Source organism: Pseudomonas sp. R11F (genome assembly GCF_050312575.1).
Taxonomy (GTDB): domain Bacteria; phylum Pseudomonadota; class Gammaproteobacteria; order Pseudomonadales; family Pseudomonadaceae; genus Aquipseudomonas; species Aquipseudomonas palleroniana.
The window spans coordinates 122,688-141,981 of record NZ_JBNPJU010000068.1 but is presented as its reverse complement, the minus strand read 5'-3'; the positions used below and the strand labels follow the sequence as shown (position 1 = coordinate 141,981).

Annotated in this window: 21 protein-coding genes and 1 pseudogene; 16 read left to right on the top strand and 6 right to left on the bottom strand. The window is 56.2% G+C overall.

Annotation, left to right across the window (positions count from 1 at the left end):
- The first annotated feature begins 239 nt into the window (after positions 1-239).
- From ACQRBV_RS22525 to ACQRBV_RS22455, 15 genes and pseudogenes are all read left to right on the top strand, one after another.
- Positions 240-1,211: a BRO family protein gene (locus tag ACQRBV_RS22525; protein ID WP_411984013.1), complete on the top strand. Its 972-nt coding sequence runs from the start codon at positions 240-242 to the stop codon at positions 1,209-1,211.
- Positions 1,208-2,023, top strand: a complete 816-nt coding sequence (locus ACQRBV_RS22520) for a KilA-N domain-containing protein (protein ID WP_411984014.1) — start codon at positions 1,208-1,210, stop codon at positions 2,021-2,023. Before ACQRBV_RS22525 ends, ACQRBV_RS22520 begins: the two co-directional genes overlap by 4 nt.
- A gap of 122 nt (positions 2,024-2,145) precedes the next feature.
- Complete coding sequence (locus tag ACQRBV_RS22515; protein WP_411984015.1) at positions 2,146-2,568, top strand: hypothetical protein; 423 nt, start codon at positions 2,146-2,148, stop codon at positions 2,566-2,568.
- Positions 2,569-2,588: 20 nt separating this feature from the next.
- Positions 2,589-2,999, top strand: coding sequence for a zinc ribbon domain-containing protein (locus ACQRBV_RS22510; RefSeq protein WP_411984016.1), 411 nt, complete (start codon positions 2,589-2,591; stop codon positions 2,997-2,999).
- A gap of 55 nt (positions 3,000-3,054) precedes the next feature.
- Positions 3,055-6,333: a phage tail tape measure protein gene (locus ACQRBV_RS22505; protein ID WP_411984017.1), complete on the top strand. Its 3,279-nt coding sequence runs from the start codon at positions 3,055-3,057 to the stop codon at positions 6,331-6,333.
- Between the two features lie 18 nt (positions 6,334-6,351).
- Positions 6,352-6,936 carry a hypothetical protein gene (locus ACQRBV_RS22500; protein ID WP_411984018.1) on the top strand — a complete coding sequence of 195 codons (585 nt, stop codon included), beginning with the start codon at positions 6,352-6,354 and terminating at the stop codon, positions 6,934-6,936.
- On the top strand, positions 6,936-7,538 hold the full coding sequence (locus tag ACQRBV_RS22495) for a hypothetical protein (protein WP_411984019.1): 603 nt from the start codon (positions 6,936-6,938) through the stop codon (positions 7,536-7,538). Before ACQRBV_RS22500 ends, ACQRBV_RS22495 begins: the two co-directional genes overlap by 1 nt.
- A 2-nt stretch (positions 7,539-7,540) precedes the next feature.
- Entirely contained in the window at positions 7,541-7,939 is a 399-nt protein-coding gene (locus tag ACQRBV_RS22490; RefSeq protein WP_411984020.1) for a DUF6950 family protein, read from the top strand.
- Complete coding sequence (locus ACQRBV_RS22485) at positions 7,939-11,139, top strand: phage tail tip fiber protein (RefSeq protein WP_411984021.1); 3,201 nt, start codon at positions 7,939-7,941, stop codon at positions 11,137-11,139. Before ACQRBV_RS22490 ends, ACQRBV_RS22485 begins: the two co-directional genes overlap by 1 nt.
- A gap of 331 nt (positions 11,140-11,470) precedes the next feature.
- Positions 11,471-12,118 carry a hypothetical protein gene (locus ACQRBV_RS22480; protein ID WP_411984022.1) on the top strand — a complete coding sequence of 216 codons (648 nt, stop codon included), beginning with the start codon at positions 11,471-11,473 and terminating at the stop codon, positions 12,116-12,118.
- Positions 12,119-12,128: 10 nt separating this feature from the next.
- Entirely contained in the window at positions 12,129-12,635 is a 507-nt protein-coding gene (locus tag ACQRBV_RS22475; protein ID WP_411984023.1) for a hypothetical protein, read from the top strand.
- A 2-nt stretch (positions 12,636-12,637) separates the two neighbouring features.
- Positions 12,638-13,006 (top strand): phage tail protein, encoded by a 369-nt coding sequence (locus tag ACQRBV_RS22470; RefSeq protein ID WP_411984024.1) that lies wholly within the window; start codon positions 12,638-12,640, stop codon positions 13,004-13,006.
- Between the two features lie 58 nt (positions 13,007-13,064).
- Positions 13,065-13,490 carry a structural protein gene (locus tag ACQRBV_RS22465; protein ID WP_411984025.1) on the top strand — a complete coding sequence of 142 codons (426 nt, stop codon included), beginning with the start codon at positions 13,065-13,067 and terminating at the stop codon, positions 13,488-13,490.
- On the top strand, positions 13,487-14,002 hold the full coding sequence (locus ACQRBV_RS22460) for a lysis system i-spanin subunit Rz (RefSeq protein ID WP_411984026.1): 516 nt from the start codon (positions 13,487-13,489) through the stop codon (positions 14,000-14,002). The genes ACQRBV_RS22465 and ACQRBV_RS22460 overlap by 4 nt, the downstream gene beginning before the upstream one ends.
- 435 nt (positions 14,003-14,437) lie before the next feature.
- Positions 14,438-14,704, top strand: a pseudogene (locus ACQRBV_RS22455) (lysis protein); the annotation flags it as partial.
- A gap of 110 nt (positions 14,705-14,814) precedes the next feature.
- Here ACQRBV_RS22455 and ACQRBV_RS22450 read toward each other — a convergent pair.
- Together ACQRBV_RS22450 and ACQRBV_RS22445 are read right to left on the bottom strand one after the other, a co-directional pair.
- On the bottom strand, positions 14,815-15,141 hold the full coding sequence (locus ACQRBV_RS22450) for a hypothetical protein (RefSeq protein ID WP_411984027.1): 327 nt from the start codon (positions 15,139-15,141) through the stop codon (positions 14,815-14,817).
- A gap of 354 nt (positions 15,142-15,495) precedes the next feature.
- Entirely contained in the window at positions 15,496-16,173 is a 678-nt protein-coding gene (locus ACQRBV_RS22445; RefSeq protein ID WP_411984028.1) for an SOS response-associated peptidase family protein, read from the bottom strand.
- Between the two features lie 82 nt (positions 16,174-16,255).
- On the opposite strand from ACQRBV_RS22445, the gene ACQRBV_RS22440 reads away from it, so the two are divergent.
- Complete coding sequence (locus tag ACQRBV_RS22440; RefSeq protein WP_411984029.1) at positions 16,256-16,465, top strand: hypothetical protein; 210 nt, start codon at positions 16,256-16,258, stop codon at positions 16,463-16,465.
- Here ACQRBV_RS22440 and ACQRBV_RS22435 read toward each other — a convergent pair.
- The 4 genes from ACQRBV_RS22435 to ACQRBV_RS22420 all read right to left on the bottom strand — a co-directional run bounded on the left by ACQRBV_RS22435 (position 16,457) and on the right by ACQRBV_RS22420 (position 19,229).
- A complete protein-coding gene (locus tag ACQRBV_RS22435; RefSeq protein WP_411984030.1) occupies positions 16,457-16,816 on the bottom strand; it encodes a hypothetical protein in 360 nt (119 codons plus the stop codon). The two genes, ACQRBV_RS22440 and ACQRBV_RS22435, sit on opposite strands and share 9 nt — an antisense overlap.
- Before the next feature lie 79 nt (positions 16,817-16,895).
- Positions 16,896-17,105, bottom strand: a complete 210-nt coding sequence (locus ACQRBV_RS22430) for a hypothetical protein (protein ID WP_411984031.1) — start codon at positions 17,103-17,105, stop codon at positions 16,896-16,898.
- 45 nt (positions 17,106-17,150) lie between these two features.
- The gene (locus ACQRBV_RS22425) at positions 17,151-17,495 is read right to left on the bottom strand and encodes a hypothetical protein (protein ID WP_411984032.1); all 345 of its coding nucleotides are present in this window, start codon (positions 17,493-17,495) and stop codon (positions 17,151-17,153) included.
- Positions 17,496-17,990: 495 nt separating this feature from the next.
- Positions 17,991-19,229 carry an MFS transporter gene (locus tag ACQRBV_RS22420; RefSeq protein ID WP_104996121.1) on the bottom strand — a complete coding sequence of 413 codons (1,239 nt, stop codon included), beginning with the start codon at positions 19,227-19,229 and terminating at the stop codon, positions 17,991-17,993.
- Positions 19,230-19,294 lie beyond the last annotated feature (65 nt).

Below are 19,294 nucleotides of genomic sequence, written 5' to 3'. Positions count from 1 at the left end.
TGTATGGCGAGTATGCGAAAAGAATCTGTTTGAGATCAAAGAATCTATTTGACTCTATGGGTGTGGTGATATCTAATAGATTCACATTGCAAGGAGCCAGCCATGGCAGCGAAGACACCAATCAGTCCATACCCACTGCGCCTAAGGCCTCACGTAAGAGAAGCCGCGAAAGCGCAGTCAGAGATATACCGACGCAGCCTTAATACCGAAATTGAAATGCTGATCGAGGAAGGGTTGAAATGGCGGGAAATGCAGCAGAGCAAGCAGGCAATAGCCTAAAACGAAGAAGCCCCGGCGTGCAGGCCAGGGCTTCAGGTAACGAGATCAACTACCAGGAAGAAATCGTCATGAGCGATGTTAGCACAACCGTTTCGAATGTCATCCCGTTCAATTTCGGCAAGCAGCAGGTACGTACGCTGTTGATTGATGATCAGCCGTGGTTCGTGGCTAACGATGTTTCTGCTGCGCTTCAGTACAGCGAAGCGTCGGCGATGACTCGGCATTTGGACGACGATGAAAAGGGTCTGTCGATTGTGCAGACCCTTGGCGGCGATCAGGAAATGCTGGTCATTAACGAGTCAGGCCTTTACTCGGCAATCCTGCGCAGCCGTAAGGCTGAAGCCAAACGCTTTAAGAAGTGGGTCACCGCTGAAGTCCTCCCGGCGATTCGCAAGCAGGGCAGCTACCAAGATTCCAGCAATAAAATGAAGGCGCTGATGGATGATCTGGTCGACATGACCGAGACAAATGCCCTGAAAGGCTTGGCACGCCACAAGGTGGCACATCTTCCAGCCTCCATTCAGCGTAGTGCTTCCGCACGTATTTATTCAGCAGTGCACACACGCTTCAACGTACCGCGCATTGAGCTAATCCCTGCAAGCCAGTTCGAGTCGGCGTGCAACTTCATCGCGGCCTACGCAGTTCTTGAGGGTGAATTCATTCCGAAGGGGCAGGGCAAGTCCTTTGATATCCCCGACAAACTTGGAGAGTGTGAGCGATATCTCGTCAGCGCCGACCATCACGGCAATCGGCAGGTCACGCCCGTGCCAATGGGGGCATTCGTTTTGACCCGGCAGCAGTTCATGAAGTCGATGCTCGTTGACGGGGATATGCCGGTTTCGACGGCGGAGATGTTTGAGTTCGTAGCGCGGGCTACCGAAAATCTGCGTCGCCGGTCGCTCTACCAAGCTGCGCGGAGGGCTGTAGCATGAATGCGCTGATGATCGCGGGCATTGAGATTCACCAAGACCAAGACGGCCGATTCAGCCTGAACGACTTTCATCGTGCGGCTGGCGGGGAGCCTCGGCATCAGCCAGCATTTTTCATGAAGCGTCCGGAGACGGTAGAGCTTGCGGAGGCGATTTCTAATTCTGCTACTGAGAAGAGTTACGTGCCGGTTGCCTCAAAGCCGGGAAGGTATGGTGGCACCTACGTAGTGAAGGAGCTCGTGTTCTCCTACGCTATGTGGGTCAGCCCAGTCTTCAGCCTTCACGTGATTCGCACGTTCGACACTGTTGCTGCCAACGACCATGTCATTCCACAAGAAAAAAGACTGCCGATTGCGGCCGACAATCTTGACGCCGCCCGGCGCATCGCAGAGTGCTTCGGTCTTGAAGGTAACCAAGCTCTGTTGAGCGCCAATAGCATGGTCAAGTCCGCTATCGGCGTGGACCTGATGGAAATGGCCGGCGTTAAGCGGCTCGTCAATGAGTCGCAGGAAATGAACTTCACCCCAACCGAGCTTGGCGCGAAGTTCGGCATGACTGCTGTGAGCATGAACAAGTTGCTCGCCGAGTGCGGGCTACAACATCAGGTGATCTACAAGCCTGGCAAGAAGCGCTGGGAGGTTACGCCTGACGGCAAGCTCTTCGCGGTCATCACCGACACTGGCAAGAAACACAGCGACGGCAAGCCGGTGCAGCAGATTCTGTGGAAAGAGTCTGTCCAGGAGATGCTAGCCAGGCTGGCCGACCAGCTTCGGTCCGGGCTTCCGGCCGTCGTTGCCGGCGGCGTCCGACGTTAGATTTCAGATGTGATCCTGAGTCACATTTAACTACCGCCACGAATTAACCCCGCCCATGCGGGGCTTTCGTGTTGCTCCGTTGTTGGTGATAAAGTCTCGCCACATATCAACGAGGGAACGACATGAAATTATTCGTAGGTGCTCTGGCGGTAGCGTTGCTGGCTGGTTGTGCGACTTCACCAGTTCCGTCCGACAAGGCTCGCCCAGCGCCATCCGAAAGGGTAAGCGGCTACCAAAAGCCAGTGTCTGGTGGTAGTTCGCTAATCGTGACGAGAGACACAGGGTTTCTCGGCGGCGGCTGCTTCGCGACCATCTTCCTAAATGGTGCTCCCGTGGCAAAGCTGGACACCGGCGAGAAGGCTGTCTTCCAGGTGCCTTCCGGTGAGTGGTTGTTAGGCGCCGCATTGGATGGTTCGGCACTTTGCGCAGCGAACCCCGAGCGAATGGAAACGTCAGTAGTTTTGAAGCAGGGCCAGCAAAAGAAATTCAGAGCTTTCCTTCCCGCTGGTGGTGGGTCGATAGCCGTGCAGCCGAGCAGCTTCTAAGTATCTAAGGAGAAGTTGATATGTCACAGGTTATCGTTCTGGGTTGGCTCATTGTTGCCGGACTCACGGCCGTGGCGGCAAACTCGAAGAACAGGTCGGCTTTCGAAGGGTTTTTGGTGGGAATTTTCTTTCCTGTTCTTGGCCTGGTCATTTATCTAATAATCAAGCCAGCCCCAGAAAAATCTTCGCCTATCAAGAAGGGACTTCTCGTCAACTCTAACGGGGAGAGGGCCTGCCCTAGCTGCTCAGAGTTTGTAAAAATGCAGGCATCCAAGTGCAAGCACTGCGGAAGCGATTTGACGCCAATCACTGACGCTGAAGCAAAGGCTGCGCACGACTCTGTGTATGGGCCTATGAGAAGCCACCGAACTATTCTCGTTTTGTTGTTGGGAATAGCTGTTGTGGCTTTCGGATATTTTAATCAGCACTAAATAAACACCCTCACAAACCCGCTCCGGCGGGTTTTTTATTGCCCGGAGAAAAATAATGAGCACCAACTTCGCCTCCCTGGGCATCGCCGTTGAGTCCTCGCAAGCAGCAAAGGCCGCTGACGACCTGGATAAATTGGTCGACTCGGCAGAAGGTGCACAGAAGGCAATCGACGACCTAGGCAAGACTGGTGAAGGCCTGGCCAACACGGGCAAGAAGATCACTCAGGCAGAAAATGAAGTAGCCCAGGGCGTTGATAAGTCCACTGCCGCGATAGATCGCAGGTCCGGTGCAAACCGCAAAGCGACTGAAAGCGCCGCCGCAGAAATAACCGTTATCAGCCAACTCGACAAGGCGATGACGGGCAATATCGACAGCATTGAATCCTTAGTGCGGGCAGAGGGGTTGTTGGAGCGCGCTCGAAAAGGCGGCTTGGTCACTATCGAAGATCAGGCCAAGTATCAAGATCAGCTGGGCAAGGCCTACGACAAAATCGAGAAGGCCGAAGCCAAGGAGTTGGCGCAGAAACAGAAGCTGATTAAGACCGAAAACCGCCAGATTGAGGCGCTGAAACGCACCGTCAACGGGATTGACCCAGTGACCGCCAAGCTGGCGAAGTTGGAGTCCCAAGAGAAAGCGCTAAACGACCTGCACAAAACAGGTCAGATAGATGCCGAACGATACCAAGATGCCTTGGCCAAGATCGGTAAGGACCGTGCCGGGTTGACCGCGACGGAGACTGCGTTCGACAAATTGAAGCTCGGCACTCGCCAGGCCCAAGAGAACGTAATGCAGCTTGCCAATGCACTGCAATCGGGTGACCTGGGGAGCGGGGCTCGTGCTATTGCCCAGCTTGGAGCTGGAGCAGGCGAATCTGCAAAAAGCCTAGCGGGAATGGTCATTCCTGCCGGACTTCTCGTTGCTGTGCTGGGCAGTATTGGATATGCCTATTTTGATGCAATGAAGCGGGCTAGAGAATTCAACGTCGCTATCAACGGCGGATCGAACGACGCAGGCCAAAGCATTGCCAGCCTGAAGGCTATGAGCGAATCGACCGGGGTTTTAACTGGAAATCTCGCCGGGGCTCGCGAAGCCGTTATCGCACTGGCGTCCGGCGCAGCTACCAGTGGCACTCAGATGCAAAATCTGGCGCAAGCGGCAGCCGCCATCGGAGAAGTAACCGGAAAGGGCGCGGGAGAGATCGCTACGTCCCTGGCCAATGTGGGCGACACAGCTACCGAGTCGGCATCCAAGATCAGTGAGAAGTATGGCCTGCTTACTTACGAGCAGTACCAGGTCATCAAGGGCATTGATGATCAGGGAGATCATCAGCGTGCGCTAGACGTCCTAAGCGAAAACCTGAACCTCTCGGCGCAGGAGCGCTTAAAGGCCTACCGCTCATCTCTCTCCGATATAGAGCGAGATTGGGATGACATCGGACTTGCTACAAAGCGAGCTTATGCATACATCCGGGCAGAGGCGTTTCCAGATCTGTCCAAGCAAATTGAAATCGTTCAGCGCGTGCTGGACACTCGCAAAGGCGGCGGGTTTGCTGGCGCAATTTCTAATGGCCTAAGTTCGCTGAACTCAGCTCTCGGCCTGGGCACGGGAGAAGATGACGACTCAACTGAGGCGCTAGAGAAGAAGCTCGCCGCACTCAAGGCTCGCCAGGCAGCCAGTGAAAGTCTCACTGCGACCACGGGCGAAATAACACATGCTAACAAGGAGCTTATCGCGGTCCAGAAGGAACTGGACAAGCAAATGGACAGCCTGGACCCGCTGAGTAAACGCAAGGAGGCCTACAAAAAGCTAAACGATCAGTTCACCAAGCTGTATCAGGATGCAGAAAAAACAGGTCAGAAGTCCGCAACGCTGAATGGTGTTGACTTCGATGGCAAGAAGTTCTCCGGCGGAGCCTATGACAAGCTGCGCAAGAAAATTGATGAAGACAACAAAGATCCAAAAGCCGGAGCCGGTAGTGTCGATCTGACCAGCTTCAACAACGCCAAAAACAACCTGTCCGACATCGTCAATGAATACCGGAATGCCCAGAAAGAACTGGAGGCGCAGCAGAAGGCCGGCGTGGTTTCGCTGTCGGACTATGCCAAGCAAAGGTCGGCCCTGATCAATCAGGAAAAGGACGATGTTACGGCTGTGTACCAGGCCGAGATTGACGCCCTGGAGGCGACGAAAGGCAAGAAGACCACGACGGCGGCTCAGAGCATCCAGCTTGATCAGAAGATTGCCGATGCACGGCAGGGGATGGTCAAGGCTCAGAAGGATGCAGACAGCCAACTGACCGTCATTGCCACAAACGAGAAAGGCCGACTGGAGCAGTTGACGGCCGCCTCTGAGGCGTACGTCAATCAGCTTGAGCGCCAGCGAGCAGCACTGGAGGCCGCTGGCTCCCGCGCAGCAAATGGGCTGGGTCTGGGAGACCGGCAAGCGGCACTGCAAGCGAGCCTCGATGCAACCACGGACAAGTTCAACGACGAGCGCGCCAAGCTGTTGGATCGCCGCAAGACTGCGCCGGACAAGTACAGCCAGGAAGACTACATGCGCGACCTGGCCAGTCTTGAGGATGCGGAGCGGACGTACCGCGACACCGTTGTCGATAACTACGACAAGATGTCGGAGGCCCAGGGAAATTGGCGTAGCGGTGCGACGTCTGCTTTTCAGAACTATCTGCAGTCGGCTAGTGATGTTGCGGGTCAAACCAAGAGTTTATTCACCGATGCTTTTGGTAACCTCGAGGATGGGGTCGTGAAATTCGTGAAGACTGGCAAACTGTCCTTCAAGGATTTTGCAGATTCCATAATCGAAGACCTGATCCGCATTCAGGTTAGGCAGGCGGCGGCGGGTCTGCTGAGTAGTGCGTTCGGTCTCCTTGGTGGGGGCGACAAAACGAGCTTCGGCGCAAGCATTGGCACCGCTATCACTGCCAACGCCAAGGGCGGCGTGTACGACTCGCCAAGCCTTTCAGCGTATTCGAACCAGGTCTACAACACTCCACAGACGTTTGCCTTTGCTAAAGGTGCAGGCATCTTCGCCGAGGCTGGGCCGGAGGCAATTGTGCCGCTCAAGAGATCGGCAGACGGATCTCTAGGGGTAAGCATGATTGGCGGTGGCGGATCAAGCCAGTCCGGCGACTCTGGCCCCGCCTCCGTTTCTGTCGGTGGGGTTACCCAGCACATCACCGTGCAAGGCAATGCCGACGAAGCAACCTTGATGAAGATTCAGGAAGCGGCTCGTCGCGGCGCCGAGGGCGGCTATCAGCTGGTCTTGAAAGACCTTAAAACAAATGGCCCAGCCCTCCAGCTGATCAAGCGCCGCTAACTGAGTAAGGAGTAATCAATGGCTATCGCTTGGCCTGCTTCGCTGCACCCGTCAGAAATGACGTGGGGCCTTGTTAATAACAACAGGGCTTTCACCTCTTCGCTATCGAACGCCCAGCAGATAGTGGGATATCCAGGGGCTTATTGGCAGTGCACGCTGACGTTCGAAGTCCTGACCAGGGCGCAAGAGCGCGAGATGACATCATTCTTGGGAAGGCTGGACGGCATGTTTGGGACGTTCAATATGCCAGCATTCACTAGACGTGGCGTGGCGGACATGGGAGCCATTAAGGTGGTGTCTGGAAATGCCCAGGGAAGGGCTATGGTTGTGGGGGGCGCTACTCCCAATGCGGTGATATTTCGCGTAGGCGATTACGTAACAGTCGCCGGCGAGATGTTCGAAGTTACGGATATCGCGACATCGAACGCTCAGGGCCAGGCCACTCTTTCGCTAAACAAGCGTATCCGAAAAACGCTCGCGGTTGGCGCCGCTGTCGAATACTTGAACCCTTATTCAGAAATGCGGATGACCTCGGATACATGGGCAATGTCTGTGCGCCCAGTTGTTGCCAACGGCTCCTATCAATTCAGGGAGGCTTTCTGATGCCGTCTGCATTTCCATTCAGCCAGAGCGTGGTGAACATCATCGCCACTGGCAAATTCATGCCCGTGTATGCGGTGCAGCTCGACTTCGTCGACGGCATGGTGTTCGCCCATACCGGTACCGGCCAATTGGTGGTAGACGGGATAACCTACGAAGGCGTGGGCAATTTCGGTCAAGTCAGCCAGTCGCAAGAGAGTGACAATTCGAACTCGCCAATGTCGGTAGACCTGAAGCTGAGCGGTCTCGACTCCTACTTTCTTTCCGAAACCAATATTCGGGGCTGCCGCGGGAGGGCTGCCAAGGTTCTGTTTATCGTTTTCGACGAAGCTGGAAATTACGCATCCGATATTTTGTTCTCGGGGCGAATGGACGCTGCCCAGTTCTCTTTTGCCGGTAATGGTGAGGACGGCAACAGCATCACTGTGCCGGTGGTGGACAGAATGGCCGAGTGGAGCAGAACCGGCACCGAACGCTTCACGGACGAAAACCACCGTGCGCGCCACCAGGGCGATCGCTTCTTCTACGCCATCGCGCAAATGTCCGAGTGGCCAATTTACTGGGGCTCCAGCAAGGACGCGCCGGCCTTCAACTACGGGGATTAGCAATGCGATATCGCGACTGGACCATGCGTCTGAACGAAACAATCAAGGCTGCCCAAGGGCGGCCTTTTTTGTGGGGCGAATTTGACTGCTGCCTGTTTGCCGCCGACTGCGCGAGCGCGGTTTGCGGAGTCGATCCAGCTGCTGACTATCGCGGCCAGTACAAAACCGAGGCAGGTGCCAAGCGCCAGTTGAAACGCAGGCACGGAAGCCTGGAGGCGGCGTGGGACGCATGTTTTCAAAGGGTGTCGCTGGCCTTCATCCAGAGAGGCGATGTGGTGCTGTACGACGCCCCTGGCGGCCGGAGCATGGCTGTTTATTGGGCTGGTGATTATTGGTCGGCAACCGAGGACGGTGCCCACCGCATTGAGTGCGAGCCCAAAGCCGCCTGGAGGATCGAATAATGAGTGGCGGCGTAAAGAAAATTGCCCAGGTTGTCGTCGGTGCCGTAATCGGCTTTGTGCAGGGCGGCCCGGTGGGCGCTGTTATTGGCGCTGGCTTGGCTTTCTATGCGGCAGAGCAGCAGGAAAAGCTGAACACCAAGTCTCCTTTGCGGGACAACGAGCCATCAGCTCAAACAGTTCGTTCTTCGAAAGCACCTGTCCGTTTCATTCTCGGTCGGGTAGCAACAGGTGGCGTACTGGTGTGGGCCCAAGAGCAGAGCGGCGCACAGACGGAGGGGGAATGGCTTCACTTGGTGTATGTGTTGTGCGAAGGCGCTGTAGATGCGCTCGAGGACATATACTTGGGCGAAGAGCCTATCGCCTCGTTTGCTGGTTTTGCGAGCTATGAGCTGGTCGTAAACCCTACCCAGGTGAATTCCTTCCTGAAGGCGAACTGCCCCGACTGGAAAGACTCTCAGATTGGCCGCGGCCTCTCTTTTGTTCGGCTATCGCTGATGTATAGCTCCGTGAAGTTCCCATCGGGTATACCTGATGTTCGCTTCATCGTGCGCGGGCGAAACGACGTTTTCGATCCGCGCACCAACACCTGCGGTTACAGTGCAAACACTGCGCTGCACATCCTCTGGTACCTGCGCAGTCGGTGCAACGTTCCAGATGACGAGATCGTTTTTTCGACATTTGCCAGCGCAGCGAACGTCTGTGACGAGGCTGTGACCAATGCCGATGGCTCTGTAAGTCAGCGATACCGTAGTGCGTGTGTCATCGGTGCCGACGAGCTGAAGTCTGGGGTGCTGCAAAAGCTTGAGGCTGCATGTGCTGGTAGATTGATCCGTGTTGGCGGGCGATGGATGCTGCAGGCCGGGGCCTACTACGGGCCGTACGACTTTGAAATCACCGAGGACATGGTGATTGGTACGATCGGTGGCAGCACCGAACCGACCAACGACTCTGCCATCAACACCGTTCGCGGCACTTTTATCGATCCATCACAATCCTGGACAGAGACCGACTATCCAGAGGTCAGTGTTTCTGAATGGGTGACGGAAGATGGTGGCGAAGCAGCCGAAACGCTCACCTATTCATACGTTACCGATGCCTACCAGCCTCAGCGCCTGGCCAACATTGAGTTGCGCCGGCGCCGGGCGGGCGGCGTTATCACGATCCCGATGAACTTCTCAGGCTACAACTGCCGCCCCGGGCGAGTGGTGCGCGTCAATTTGCCCTCTCTGAACATCCTTGGCGAGTTCATCGTGACGAACTGGTCAATGGGCGACAACGAAGGGTGCAACGTCCAGGTGCAGCAGTACGAGGTCGCAATTTTCGACGACGCGGTCGGGCAGCCTTATGACCCTTTGGGCTTCATCAGCCTACCGTCGGGCGGTCTCGGTTCGCCAACAGGCCTCACCTGGATGCAGGACACCGGTGCAGAAGTTGTTCAAGGCGTGCTTTCGTGGATGGCGCCGGCAGGTATCGTTACTGAGTACGCTGTGATTATCCGGCAGGGCTCTGGTGTAGCGCAGTCTCACACCGTCCAGGCAGCCAGTAATAGCTGCCAAATCAACGGTCTTCCATCTGGAAGCTACACGATGAGCGTTGCGGCGATCGGCCCGATGGCCCGCTCCGGAGAAGTAACGATCACAGTAAGCATTCAAGGGCCACCAATCCCGGAATCTTGTTCTGTTCAGTCCTCAATTGACTCCATAACGTTGACGCCGAACAACGTCCTTCACGGCCTCAACGGCGGGACATACGAATACTTCTTCAGCGTGACACCGCAGGCCACGGCCGGGGAATCTACCTATCTTGGTCAGGGCCTGAGCTTCACTCACACCGGGTTGGCGTTCTACACGAACTACTACTACTTCATCCGCTCGTCCAACGCCTATGGGAAAAGTGCGTTCCTGTACGTGCCCACGGCAACCTCCAACAACGTCGGCACCTATCTTGATGCTCTCAAAGGCAAGATAGATGAAACCCAGCTTGCGCAACTGCTGAATGACCGCATCAACCTCATCGATGGTAACGGCCCCGGCTCGGTGAATAGCCGTATCAACGCAGCCAAGGACGAGCTGGAAGGTCTGATTGATCAAATCGTTGACGCTCTGGAGTACGACCCGGCCAAGACCTACGTCAAGGGTGACATTGTTCGCCAAGGCCAAAACCTGTTCCAGGCTATAGGCCCGGTACCAGCAAATACGCCCCCGCCGAATGCAAACTGCTGGTTCAACATGGGCACTCTCGCCGAGACCACCAACGCGATGGCTGTGCAAATCCAGCAGAACAGCGCCAGTATTACCGAGATCGGTAACGAGGTGACCTCACAGGCTTCGCAGCTGAGCGCGGTCAAGGCCACGGTCAACGACCCTGTCACCGGCGTGAGCGCCACGGCCAGCGGACTGAGTACTCTCAAGGCTACGGTGACCACGCTCGACGGCAAGGTCACCACCACTGCGCAACGGGTGGACGGTATCTATCTGCAGGTGAACCCACCCCTCCAAGGTGACGACAGCGCTTTGATGGGTTCGGACGCAGCCTATGTCGGCGTCTGGTCGACTCAGTCAGCGCTGATCGAGGGAGATCTTGTGCAGGGCCAGCGCATGGACTCGGTGGAGGTGAAGGTTGCCAGCAACGCAGCCGCCATTGCCACGGAGCAGGCTGCGCGCCTCAATGCGGATGGTGCCTTGGCAACTAGCCTTGAAACCGTCAGGACGACAGTTAACGGCAACTCGCTCGCCATCCAAACCAACAGCACGGCAATCCAGACCGTCAACGGCAAGGTCACGGCGAACTGGTCGGTGCGGATGCAGTATGAATCCGCCACCGGCCTCTATAAGTACGCCGGTATCGGGCTTGGTCTGGAGAACGGCCCAGGCGGCTTGCAGTCGCAGTTCATCATCGACGCCGACCGGTTCGCTATCGGCCAGGCTGGCACGGTGCCTTTTGCGGTTACGGGCGGGCAGACCTTCATCAAGGCTGCATTCATCCAAGACGGCACGATCACCAATGCCAAGATCGGCAACTACATCCAGTCGAACAACTACGACCCGGGCAAGGCGGGGTGGAAGTTGTTCTTTGATGGGACCTTCGAGATGAACGGAGTAGTTCCTGGCCAAGGTAGATCAATGATGACAAATCGGTCTCTACGGTTTTGGGATGCCGGCGGCAACAAACGCGTTCAAATTGGAGATCTGACAGAGTGAGTAGCGGGATAAGGATATGGGGCACTAACGGCGCCCTTCAGCTTGACGAAACCTCGTTCACAGTAAGGGTGGTTTATTCCGCCCTTATTACCTATCAGCAGACTAACGTGCAGATAGCCGTGCCGGGAGTTTCCCCCTCGAACTGCATTGGTATATGCCTGCCAAATAACAGCAACTGGACAGGGGACTCATCATCGCAGGACGCGAGCTCAGTGCAGTTCGACTGCCAGGTTCTCGAAGGCGCAATCATTGTCTGGTCAAGGAACAGGAACTTCCCGCAGGGGCGGGTAGGCGTTTCCACGCAACGAGTTCTAGTATTGAGGTACAAATAATGGCGTACGGCTTTGCCTTCAGCAACAACCAAGACGTTATAACCCTTGACTCGGAGTATTCGCGCTTGGTTGTCCTCGCAAGCGGGCGATACAACCCGAACGGCGTGCTGTTTCCCCAGGCGATCACATCGCAGGAAGCCCCTCTTATCTTTGTGAAGCCTGATGATGCAGTGGCGGTTTTCAAGTGGTGCCGAATACTTGGCGGGCCGGGTAACTGGGTTGGCTTCGGTAATGGCGCAGGGCAAAACGTTGGCTCAGGGGAGTACTTCCTGGCAGCTTACGCGTCAACCCCTACTGACACCTACGGCATGCGGTTGTGGGATTCGAGCGGGAAGCAGCTATTCGACAGCGGAACGCCATGCGCGCAGTTCACAACGGTCGTATCTAGTTGGCAGTTTGATGGATCGGTAAACACATCCGTTGGCCGCTGGTCGTTCTACTTGTCTCAGTCGGCGCCTATCAATAACGGCGACTTCATGATGATCAACAATATCTCCATGGACCTTCCATGCCGAGATACATTCGGCAAGCTTTCGCTGTCTCAAAATAGGAACACCAACAGAGTCTCGGTAGTGCTACAGAACATCGGCGATTTCAACGGCAGCAGCCTGTTTCTGCCTGTGCTGTTTGCGAAGAAAATAAGTTAGTGGAGGAAACATGGCAAGACAAGAGATTAATATCGGCACAGCGCCAACCGGTGCCGGTGGAGATACAACGCGCAGCACAGCAGTAAAAATCAACGCCATGACTCAAGAGTTATATGCGCGTAATGCTCTGCTCGGTACCGCATCTAACGCCAATATCGGCACCGACATCGGCAACGTCATGGGAGTAGGGGCCTTTGGAAATGGTGTTGAGTACTCAACTGGCCTTCCCCTGTGCAGCGATATAAGCGGTAGCCAGGTCAGCAAGACAGGTACCTACCGTTATTCGTCCACGACCAGCGGCCGGCCGGACTACGGCTCAGGGTTTGGTGTTGTTCAGCAGTTCTCCGCGACTTTCGACGGTACCTACAACTACGGCGCGCAGATCGCGGTTGATTACGCGACAACCGAGATGATGATGCGGCGCCTGACAGGATCGTCGGGATGGTCGGCCTGGGCGAAGTTTTACAGCACCGCCAATACCACTCGCGCATCCGACGGCACACTCAAGGCGATCTGATCATGGCAAGAGCAGCAATCAACGTTTTAGGGGCCACGGGCGCGACCTATGATTTGGTCACGCTGGGCAGCAGTGCAGTTACCTCAGCGCGCCTATCGATCGGCGTTTATCAAATCACCGGCAGTCTGGGCATGGTCCCATTCCCACCGATTGACGACGGCTGGGGCTATACCGTCAACCAGGTAGACCGTCGAGCAGATGTTGAGATTGAATTTGCGGATGGTCTGTTGACCGTGACGGTGACCAAGGACGGTCAGCCATATGACCTGAAGCACATGATCACCTTGCACATTTTGGTGCCCGACTTGCCAGTGGTCAGCATGCCTCAGAATTTATCTATCAACGATGGGGAAGAGGCGCCCGAAGCCTGATCCCAGTTGAACAAAGCAGCCCGCCATTGAGCGGGTTTTTTATTGCCTGGAGAATGCCATGCCGATTACTGAAACCCGCGGGGTGCGCAACCGCAACCCGGGCAACATCGATTACAACCCCGCCAATGACTGGAAAGGCCAACTCAAACCAGATCCCAGCATAGAAAAGCGATTTGCCCGATTCGACACCGCCGAGAACGGAATCCGCGCCCTTGGCAAGGTGTTACTGACGTACCAGCGTAAGTACGGATTAAAGACGGTAAAGGCAATTATCGGTCGGTGGGCGCCTTCTGTGGAGAACGACACCGCTGCTTACGTTCGCGCCGTTGAAATGAACACTGGTACCAGGCCCGGCGCCGAGATCGATCTGGCTCAGCCGGAAGTTATGGCTGGCTTCGTGAAGGCAATTATCCATCACGAGAACGCGGGGTATGCCTTCCCTGACGCGGTTCTGGCCGAAGGCGTGCGCAGGGCGCTGTCATGACGCCGGTGCAGAAACTGGCCGACCTGGCGGTGCTGATCCTTGTGCTCATGGCCGGGGCCGCCGGCGTTACCTGGCAGGTCCAGGGCTGGCGCATGGGCAATAAGCTCGCCGAGCAGGCCGGGCTGCATCAGGGTGACCTGGACAGAATCAGCATGGCCGCCGCCGCACAGGCCCGCGCCGAACAAGAAAAGCGCCTGACCCTGGAGCAAAAGCTGGCAGGCCAGGACCAACAACACGCCCGAGAACTTTCCGATGCCCAACGTAACCAGGCTGCTCTGCGCGATCGCCTTGCCATTGCTGATGTGCGGCTGTCAGTCCTCCTTGCCGAGGATTCAACCAGTAGCTGCGACGTGCCTTCCACCCCCAGCGCCGTCGGCGTGGTTCATGCAGCCCGTCGAGCCCAACTTGACCCAGCGCATGCTCAAAGAATTATCGCCATCACCGACGACGGCGATAACGCCGTGATCGCCCTGCGGGCATGCCAGGCGTATGTGAGAGCGATTGCACACTGAATACGCTGAACTATTATTGCCGGTAGTTTTCCTACTGCAATCGTGTACTTATTGGTAAGGCGACATGGATAAAGAGCTTGCAGGCCTTTCGTTTCTGCTTACGCTTGGCTGGGTCGCCGCCGTGGTATTCGTGATGTGGTATTTCTCCACGCCCTAGCTGATAGGCCGATGAGTTCAGGCCCCTTGTTGCGAACACTACCCACGGTCGTAACTACCTTGAATCACTCAAAGTTCTCAGCCGGTCCGCCCTGTTGCAGCACTATCTGCTCGGCGCGTTCCTGGGGTCTGGCCGGGTCCAACCATTCCTGAGTCAGTTCGGACCGGGCGGCGACTGTGAATATCCGCCATGCCGCTGCGCGACCTATCAGGTCTAAGACTGGCGCATGGGCAAGAAAGTCGACGAGCGGGCCAATACCAACAACACGCCCGAGACCTTCCGGCACCCAACGTAACCAGGATCCTCTGCGCGATCGCCTTGCCACTGCTGATTTCCAGCTGTTAGTCCTTCTCGACGCAACGGATACAGCCAGTAACTGCAACGTGCCTGCCGCCCCCGGCGCCGTCCGCGTGGTTCATGCAGCCCGCCGAGCCCAACTTGACCAGGCACATGCTCAACGAATTATCGCCATCACCGGTGAGGGCGATAACGGATTGATCGCGCTTCGGGCGTGCCAGGCGTATATACGCGAACTGCACAACTAGAGTAAGTGCCCTTCATTCCACTTTCGCCAATCTCTGCTGGCGCGCCTCGAATGCAGCTTACAAGTCCTGCCGAAGCAAGGCTTGTAAGTTTTGGGTGTTGAGCAAAGACATTAAGCTTTGGTGTTTATGCGCTCACCGGTTATTTGCCCGCTGCCATTCACAACTCCGGTAGCAGGCGCTGCTGCAGTGGTTTGATGATGTTGATGCTGTTGGATCAGCCGCTGAGCCTGGCGATCACCGTGGCCTGCTTCTTGAGCCGTTTGTGCAGCGGTTTCGGTGGCCTCTTTTAGCACTGCTGCCACGCTGCTGGCAGCGGGTGCCGCTGTGGCGGTTGTGGTATTCGTGGGTTGATCTCCTTTGACAGTAGGTGGGGTTTGGGCAGGTTTTTGCCCGCTGATTGTCACTGGACTCGACGCGATTACTGCTCCGATAGACATAGATAACTCCCGACTGATGGAGCAATCAGATTAGGCTCGTTGCTGTAGTGGCCGCGTGAGATCAAGGTGAAAACTTTGTTGGTCCATGTCACATTTTTAGTGGGCGCGCGGTATTCCGAATCGCCGTAACCGAGTACTGATTGCCTTAAGAGATTTACAGGCGTACGTCAGGATAGGAATTGTCCTACATACCATTTTTGGTTTGCGTGTTAGAAAGCTGGTGACGGAGTTAGGATTTTGATTATGGGACTGCGATGGATTGCGGGTACGGTATTGCTGGTGATTTTCTGGATGCTTTTTATTGTAATGATTATGGAGAGAGTTTGGTCGATAAGATGATCCTGATGCGGTCAGCTAAATCGGCTTGATTAGCTGGGCATCCTTTTTCCGAACGTTGCCCACGTCTTGACCGACTTTGAGCCATTCGAACACCTCAGACGGTTCACCCTGATGCAACACTATCTGCTCGGCGCGCTCTTTGGGCGTGGCCGGGTCCAGCCATTCACGGGCCAGGTCCGGTGTCAGCACTACGGGGCGCCGGTCGTGAATGTCCACCATGCCTCCGGCGCTGTCGGCGGTGATGATGACGAAGCCGTCGTGCTCGCCTGGGCCTTCGTTCGCATCCGGCAGTTGGCCAATTGCGGCACACAGCACTGGGGTACGGTCCCGCCGGCGGATCAGGTAGGGCTGTTTCTTCGGCCCGCCTTCATCGACCCACTCAAACCAGTTGTCTATGGGCGTGATTGCCCGGTGCGGCCAGATCGCGCGGAAGAAAGGGCCGTGGGCCACCTTCTCGACGCGGGCGTTGATCGGCGCGGCCCGGTCTTTTGCCCAATGGGGCCGCCATCCCCAAGGCACGGAGTCGGCGTGTAGCAGGTCACCCTGAACGTGCAACAGCGCAACCTGGTCTGTCCGGGCGATGTTATAGCGCTCAAGCGGAAGTTCACCGACGGAGTTCACCAGGGCATTGGGCATGCTCAGCGCTGCCACGAAGTCGTGAATGCCGCTGTATTGAGACAGTCTCCCGCACATAGTCGTCCCCGCTGGTCGCCGCAGATGAACAACTAGGGCGGAGCCAATCTCTACAATGTAGACAATGGAGAAGGTATTCGTCATGGCGATCAATATTGAACAGATCAGCGCAATGGAAGCGTGGTTTGCGTTGCGCAACGACCCTCACTTCATCTCCACCAGCCCAGAGGAGCGTTACGAGGTACGCCTCGCGCTGGCAGACGATATTAAAGTGCACGGTGTGATTGACGAAAGCGAGTGGCGTGAGCTCGTAGAGGAGGCGGCTGCCGCCTATGCAGAGGAATTAAGATAGCGGCTGCCTATAGACCTTCAACTCCATTAGCAGGCGTTGATTCTCGTTAAAGAGGTGGTCTCGCTGACTGGCTACCAACTCGAGGCTTCGGATCTTTCTTGCAAGCTCTGAGTTATCGTGGTTCATTCGAGAGATTTCTTTGAGCGCCTCTTCCAGTTCTACATACGCCTTCGACTTGCCGGTGGTCAGCAGGTCGTTTATCTGAATCAGCCCGGCGATGTTGCTGCGAGCCTTGTTCAACCGGTTCTGAGTTTCGGTTAGCTCATCCTCGAGCAGGGCACACTGGTGTTTGTACATTTCCAGAGGCGTAGGGCATCCGAGCCACTCTGAGGTGTCTTCGTCGATGTTCATGCTGGGTAAACTCAAATGCTGTATGCGTGTACAGTAATTGAGGTTTGCCATTGAAGCGATTTGAGGCGACGAGAGGCAGTCATTCAGGTGTGTTGAGGAGTGCCAGGGTCATTTTTACGAACTCCTCGTTCCGGTCCAGCGTGTCGAGCGCGCCTCGAACGTTTTCAGCCACGTCGCCTGAACCTCGCTGCTCTACCCAGTTCGATAGCTCCATGATCGCAGCTTCAAGGGCAAGCTGGTTTTCGTAGAGCTTGGAGAGGAGAGAAGGGAGTAGGTCTGAGTTTGGCATCGGCGTTCCTCCTTGAACTGAATATCGTAGCAGCGTTATGGATTCTTAATTTTTAATCGTGGCACATTCTGTGACGAGCTCGCTCTCGATAGCCTCAGGTAGATCGTGCTCAACCAATATCTTGAATCTCCGCTTTATTGCTATCACATCACTGCTGCAGCCCTTGAGGTTCGAAAGCTGAACTGCAGCGCTGTACGCCTGGTAGCAAGCATCAGTATCCCCAACGCTCTGCTTACACTTGCTGACGACCTGAAATGTTAGGTCGGGATTCGCCTTGTAGCTCTGTATTTGAGGGTTTGACCTCAGTCCAATCAGAACGGAAGGTAGTAGAAAGTAATCGGCCGCCGCCACGAGAAGAACGGCGCCGAAGGCCAGCAATTTGAAGCGCATTTCCATTCTCTATTCAGTAGGAAGGCACATCATAACCAATCATCAAGTCCGTCATTGTGCAGGTAGACCGTCCAAGATTCCCTCCGAGATTTAGAAAACATGCGCAGGCTTTGAATTTCATCAGGTTAACAGTGTTGGTTTTTGAGATTTAGTCGGCAGAACGCCGGAGAGGGGGAGTATGCAGTTTCGGCATGGGCTGAAATTGACCCGTTGGGACCAGTTATGGGACCAACGGGTGCATTTCGGTGAGTTATGGTTGATTACTCATGACGACATGGCCCAGTAAACACTGATCAGCAGTGATCACCAGAATGCGTTCCATACCGCATGGTGATGTTAGCTGTGGAGATCAATTACTTTACCTATCAATGAGTTGCAAGCATTGCGGCAGGAGCCTTCAGGCATGCATCAACAGCGACATCAAGGCGCGAAACCCGGTCGCTGAGCAGAAAATGGGGGATGTGTGTTGGAATTTGGCGCGCATTGTCGCATATGTCAGGCGACAGTTGTATGGCACTCGAAAGATGGTTTTGCCAGGGTCTCCGGCATCGCGAGCCAGAGCAGCACCAGTGCAGCTGCGGCGACAAACGCCAGGGTCAGGAACGCAGCATTGTAGCCGGCCTGCTGGACCACGAAGCCGGCAAGGCTGCTGCTTAACGCCGCGCCCAGGCCGAATACTGTGGACAGTGCGCCCAGGCTGACGTTGAAGCGCCCGGTGCCTTGGGTCAGGTCTTTGACGATCACCGGGAACAGCGCACCGAAAATACCTGCGCCGATGCCGTCGAGCATTTGTACCGCCACCAGCCAATAGGGATCGTTGGACAGTGTGTACAGCACACCGCGCAACGGCAGGATCAGGAACCCCGCCAGCAGTAACGGCTTGCGGCCCCACACATCGGCTTTCAGGCCCACCAGCCAGGCCATTGGCACCATCACCAACTGTGCGGCGACGATACAGGCCGAGGTCAGGGGCGTCGCCATTTGCAGGTTGATCTGGGCCAGCTTCTGGCTGACGAGTGGCAGCATGGCGGCATTGGCCAAGTGAAACAGCGCGCAGCAAACGGCGAACAGCAACAGCGGACGGTTGGCCAGTAATACTTTCCAGCCGGACGGCGCTTCGTGGTCCTGCGCGTGGGCTGGGTCGAAACCCCGGGCCACCTCGTGATCGATCGCCGTGGGTGATACGCAACTCACGGCCACCAGGCTGGCTATCGCCATAAAAGCCATCAGGTAGAACACCACGACAGGGCCGAACAGGTAGGCCAGGCCGCCCGCCAGCATGGCCGCCACGGCATTGCCGGCATGGTTGAACGTTTCGTTGCGCCCGGTGCGACGGGTAAAGGCGCGTGGCCCGGTGATCCCCAGGGAAATCGCGGAAATCGCCGGGGCGAATACGGAGGCCGCCACCGCGCTGGCCGCCTGGGTCAGCGCCACCCAGCCGAACGAGCTGACAAAAGGCAATATCAGGCAACTCGCGGTCACGAGGATGGCGGCGATCGCAATCACCGCGCGTTTGCTATGCGTGCGGTCAACCAGCGCACCCGCCGGGCCTTGGGTGATCAGAGCGGCGATACCCGCCAGGGTCATGACGATACCGATACTGGCCGGGTCCCATTTATGCACCGCTAACAGATAGATCGCCAGATACGGCCCAAGCCCATCACGCACGTCTGCCAGGAAGAAGTTCAGGCTGTCCAGAGAGAGGGTGGTACGCAGGTCGGTGTGATGAGCCACGATGAATTCTTCAGCGGCAGTGCGCAGGGGTTGAGCACTCATTGGGCTAATGACCTGTAGCCATC

Excerpts from the sequence above, each read along its gene's own strand:
- ACQRBV_RS22525 (WP_411984013.1), top strand. The coding sequence starts at position 240 with ATGGCGGGAAATGCAGCAGAGCAAGCAGGCAATAGCCTAAAACGAAGA.
- ACQRBV_RS22520 (WP_411984014.1), top strand. The coding sequence starts at position 1,208 with ATGAATGCGCTGATGATCGCGGGCATTGAGATTCACCAAGACCAAGAC.
- ACQRBV_RS22515 (WP_411984015.1), top strand. The coding sequence starts at position 2,146 with ATGAAATTATTCGTAGGTGCTCTGGCGGTAGCGTTGCTGGCTGGTTGT.
- ACQRBV_RS22510 (WP_411984016.1), top strand. The coding sequence starts at position 2,589 with ATGTCACAGGTTATCGTTCTGGGTTGGCTCATTGTTGCCGGACTCACG.
- ACQRBV_RS22505 (WP_411984017.1), top strand. The coding sequence starts at position 3,055 with ATGAGCACCAACTTCGCCTCCCTGGGCATCGCCGTTGAGTCCTCGCAA.
- ACQRBV_RS22500 (WP_411984018.1), top strand. The coding sequence starts at position 6,352 with ATGGCTATCGCTTGGCCTGCTTCGCTGCACCCGTCAGAAATGACGTGG.
- ACQRBV_RS22495 (WP_411984019.1), top strand. The coding sequence starts at position 6,936 with ATGCCGTCTGCATTTCCATTCAGCCAGAGCGTGGTGAACATCATCGCC.
- ACQRBV_RS22490 (WP_411984020.1), top strand. The coding sequence starts at position 7,541 with ATGCGATATCGCGACTGGACCATGCGTCTGAACGAAACAATCAAGGCT.
- ACQRBV_RS22485 (WP_411984021.1), top strand. The coding sequence starts at position 7,939 with ATGAGTGGCGGCGTAAAGAAAATTGCCCAGGTTGTCGTCGGTGCCGTA.
- ACQRBV_RS22480 (WP_411984022.1), top strand. The coding sequence starts at position 11,471 with ATGGCGTACGGCTTTGCCTTCAGCAACAACCAAGACGTTATAACCCTT.
- ACQRBV_RS22475 (WP_411984023.1), top strand. The coding sequence starts at position 12,129 with ATGGCAAGACAAGAGATTAATATCGGCACAGCGCCAACCGGTGCCGGT.
- ACQRBV_RS22470 (WP_411984024.1), top strand. The coding sequence starts at position 12,638 with ATGGCAAGAGCAGCAATCAACGTTTTAGGGGCCACGGGCGCGACCTAT.
- ACQRBV_RS22465 (WP_411984025.1), top strand. The coding sequence starts at position 13,065 with ATGCCGATTACTGAAACCCGCGGGGTGCGCAACCGCAACCCGGGCAAC.
- ACQRBV_RS22460 (WP_411984026.1), top strand. The coding sequence starts at position 13,487 with ATGACGCCGGTGCAGAAACTGGCCGACCTGGCGGTGCTGATCCTTGTG.
- ACQRBV_RS22450 (WP_411984027.1), bottom strand. The coding sequence starts at position 15,141 with ATGTCTATCGGAGCAGTAATCGCGTCGAGTCCAGTGACAATCAGCGGG.
- ACQRBV_RS22445 (WP_411984028.1), bottom strand. The coding sequence starts at position 16,173 with ATGTGCGGGAGACTGTCTCAATACAGCGGCATTCACGACTTCGTGGCA.
- ACQRBV_RS22440 (WP_411984029.1), top strand. The coding sequence starts at position 16,256 with ATGGCGATCAATATTGAACAGATCAGCGCAATGGAAGCGTGGTTTGCG.
- ACQRBV_RS22435 (WP_411984030.1), bottom strand. The coding sequence starts at position 16,816 with ATGAACATCGACGAAGACACCTCAGAGTGGCTCGGATGCCCTACGCCT.
- ACQRBV_RS22430 (WP_411984031.1), bottom strand. The coding sequence starts at position 17,105 with ATGCCAAACTCAGACCTACTCCCTTCTCTCCTCTCCAAGCTCTACGAA.
- ACQRBV_RS22425 (WP_411984032.1), bottom strand. The coding sequence starts at position 17,495 with ATGCGCTTCAAATTGCTGGCCTTCGGCGCCGTTCTTCTCGTGGCGGCG.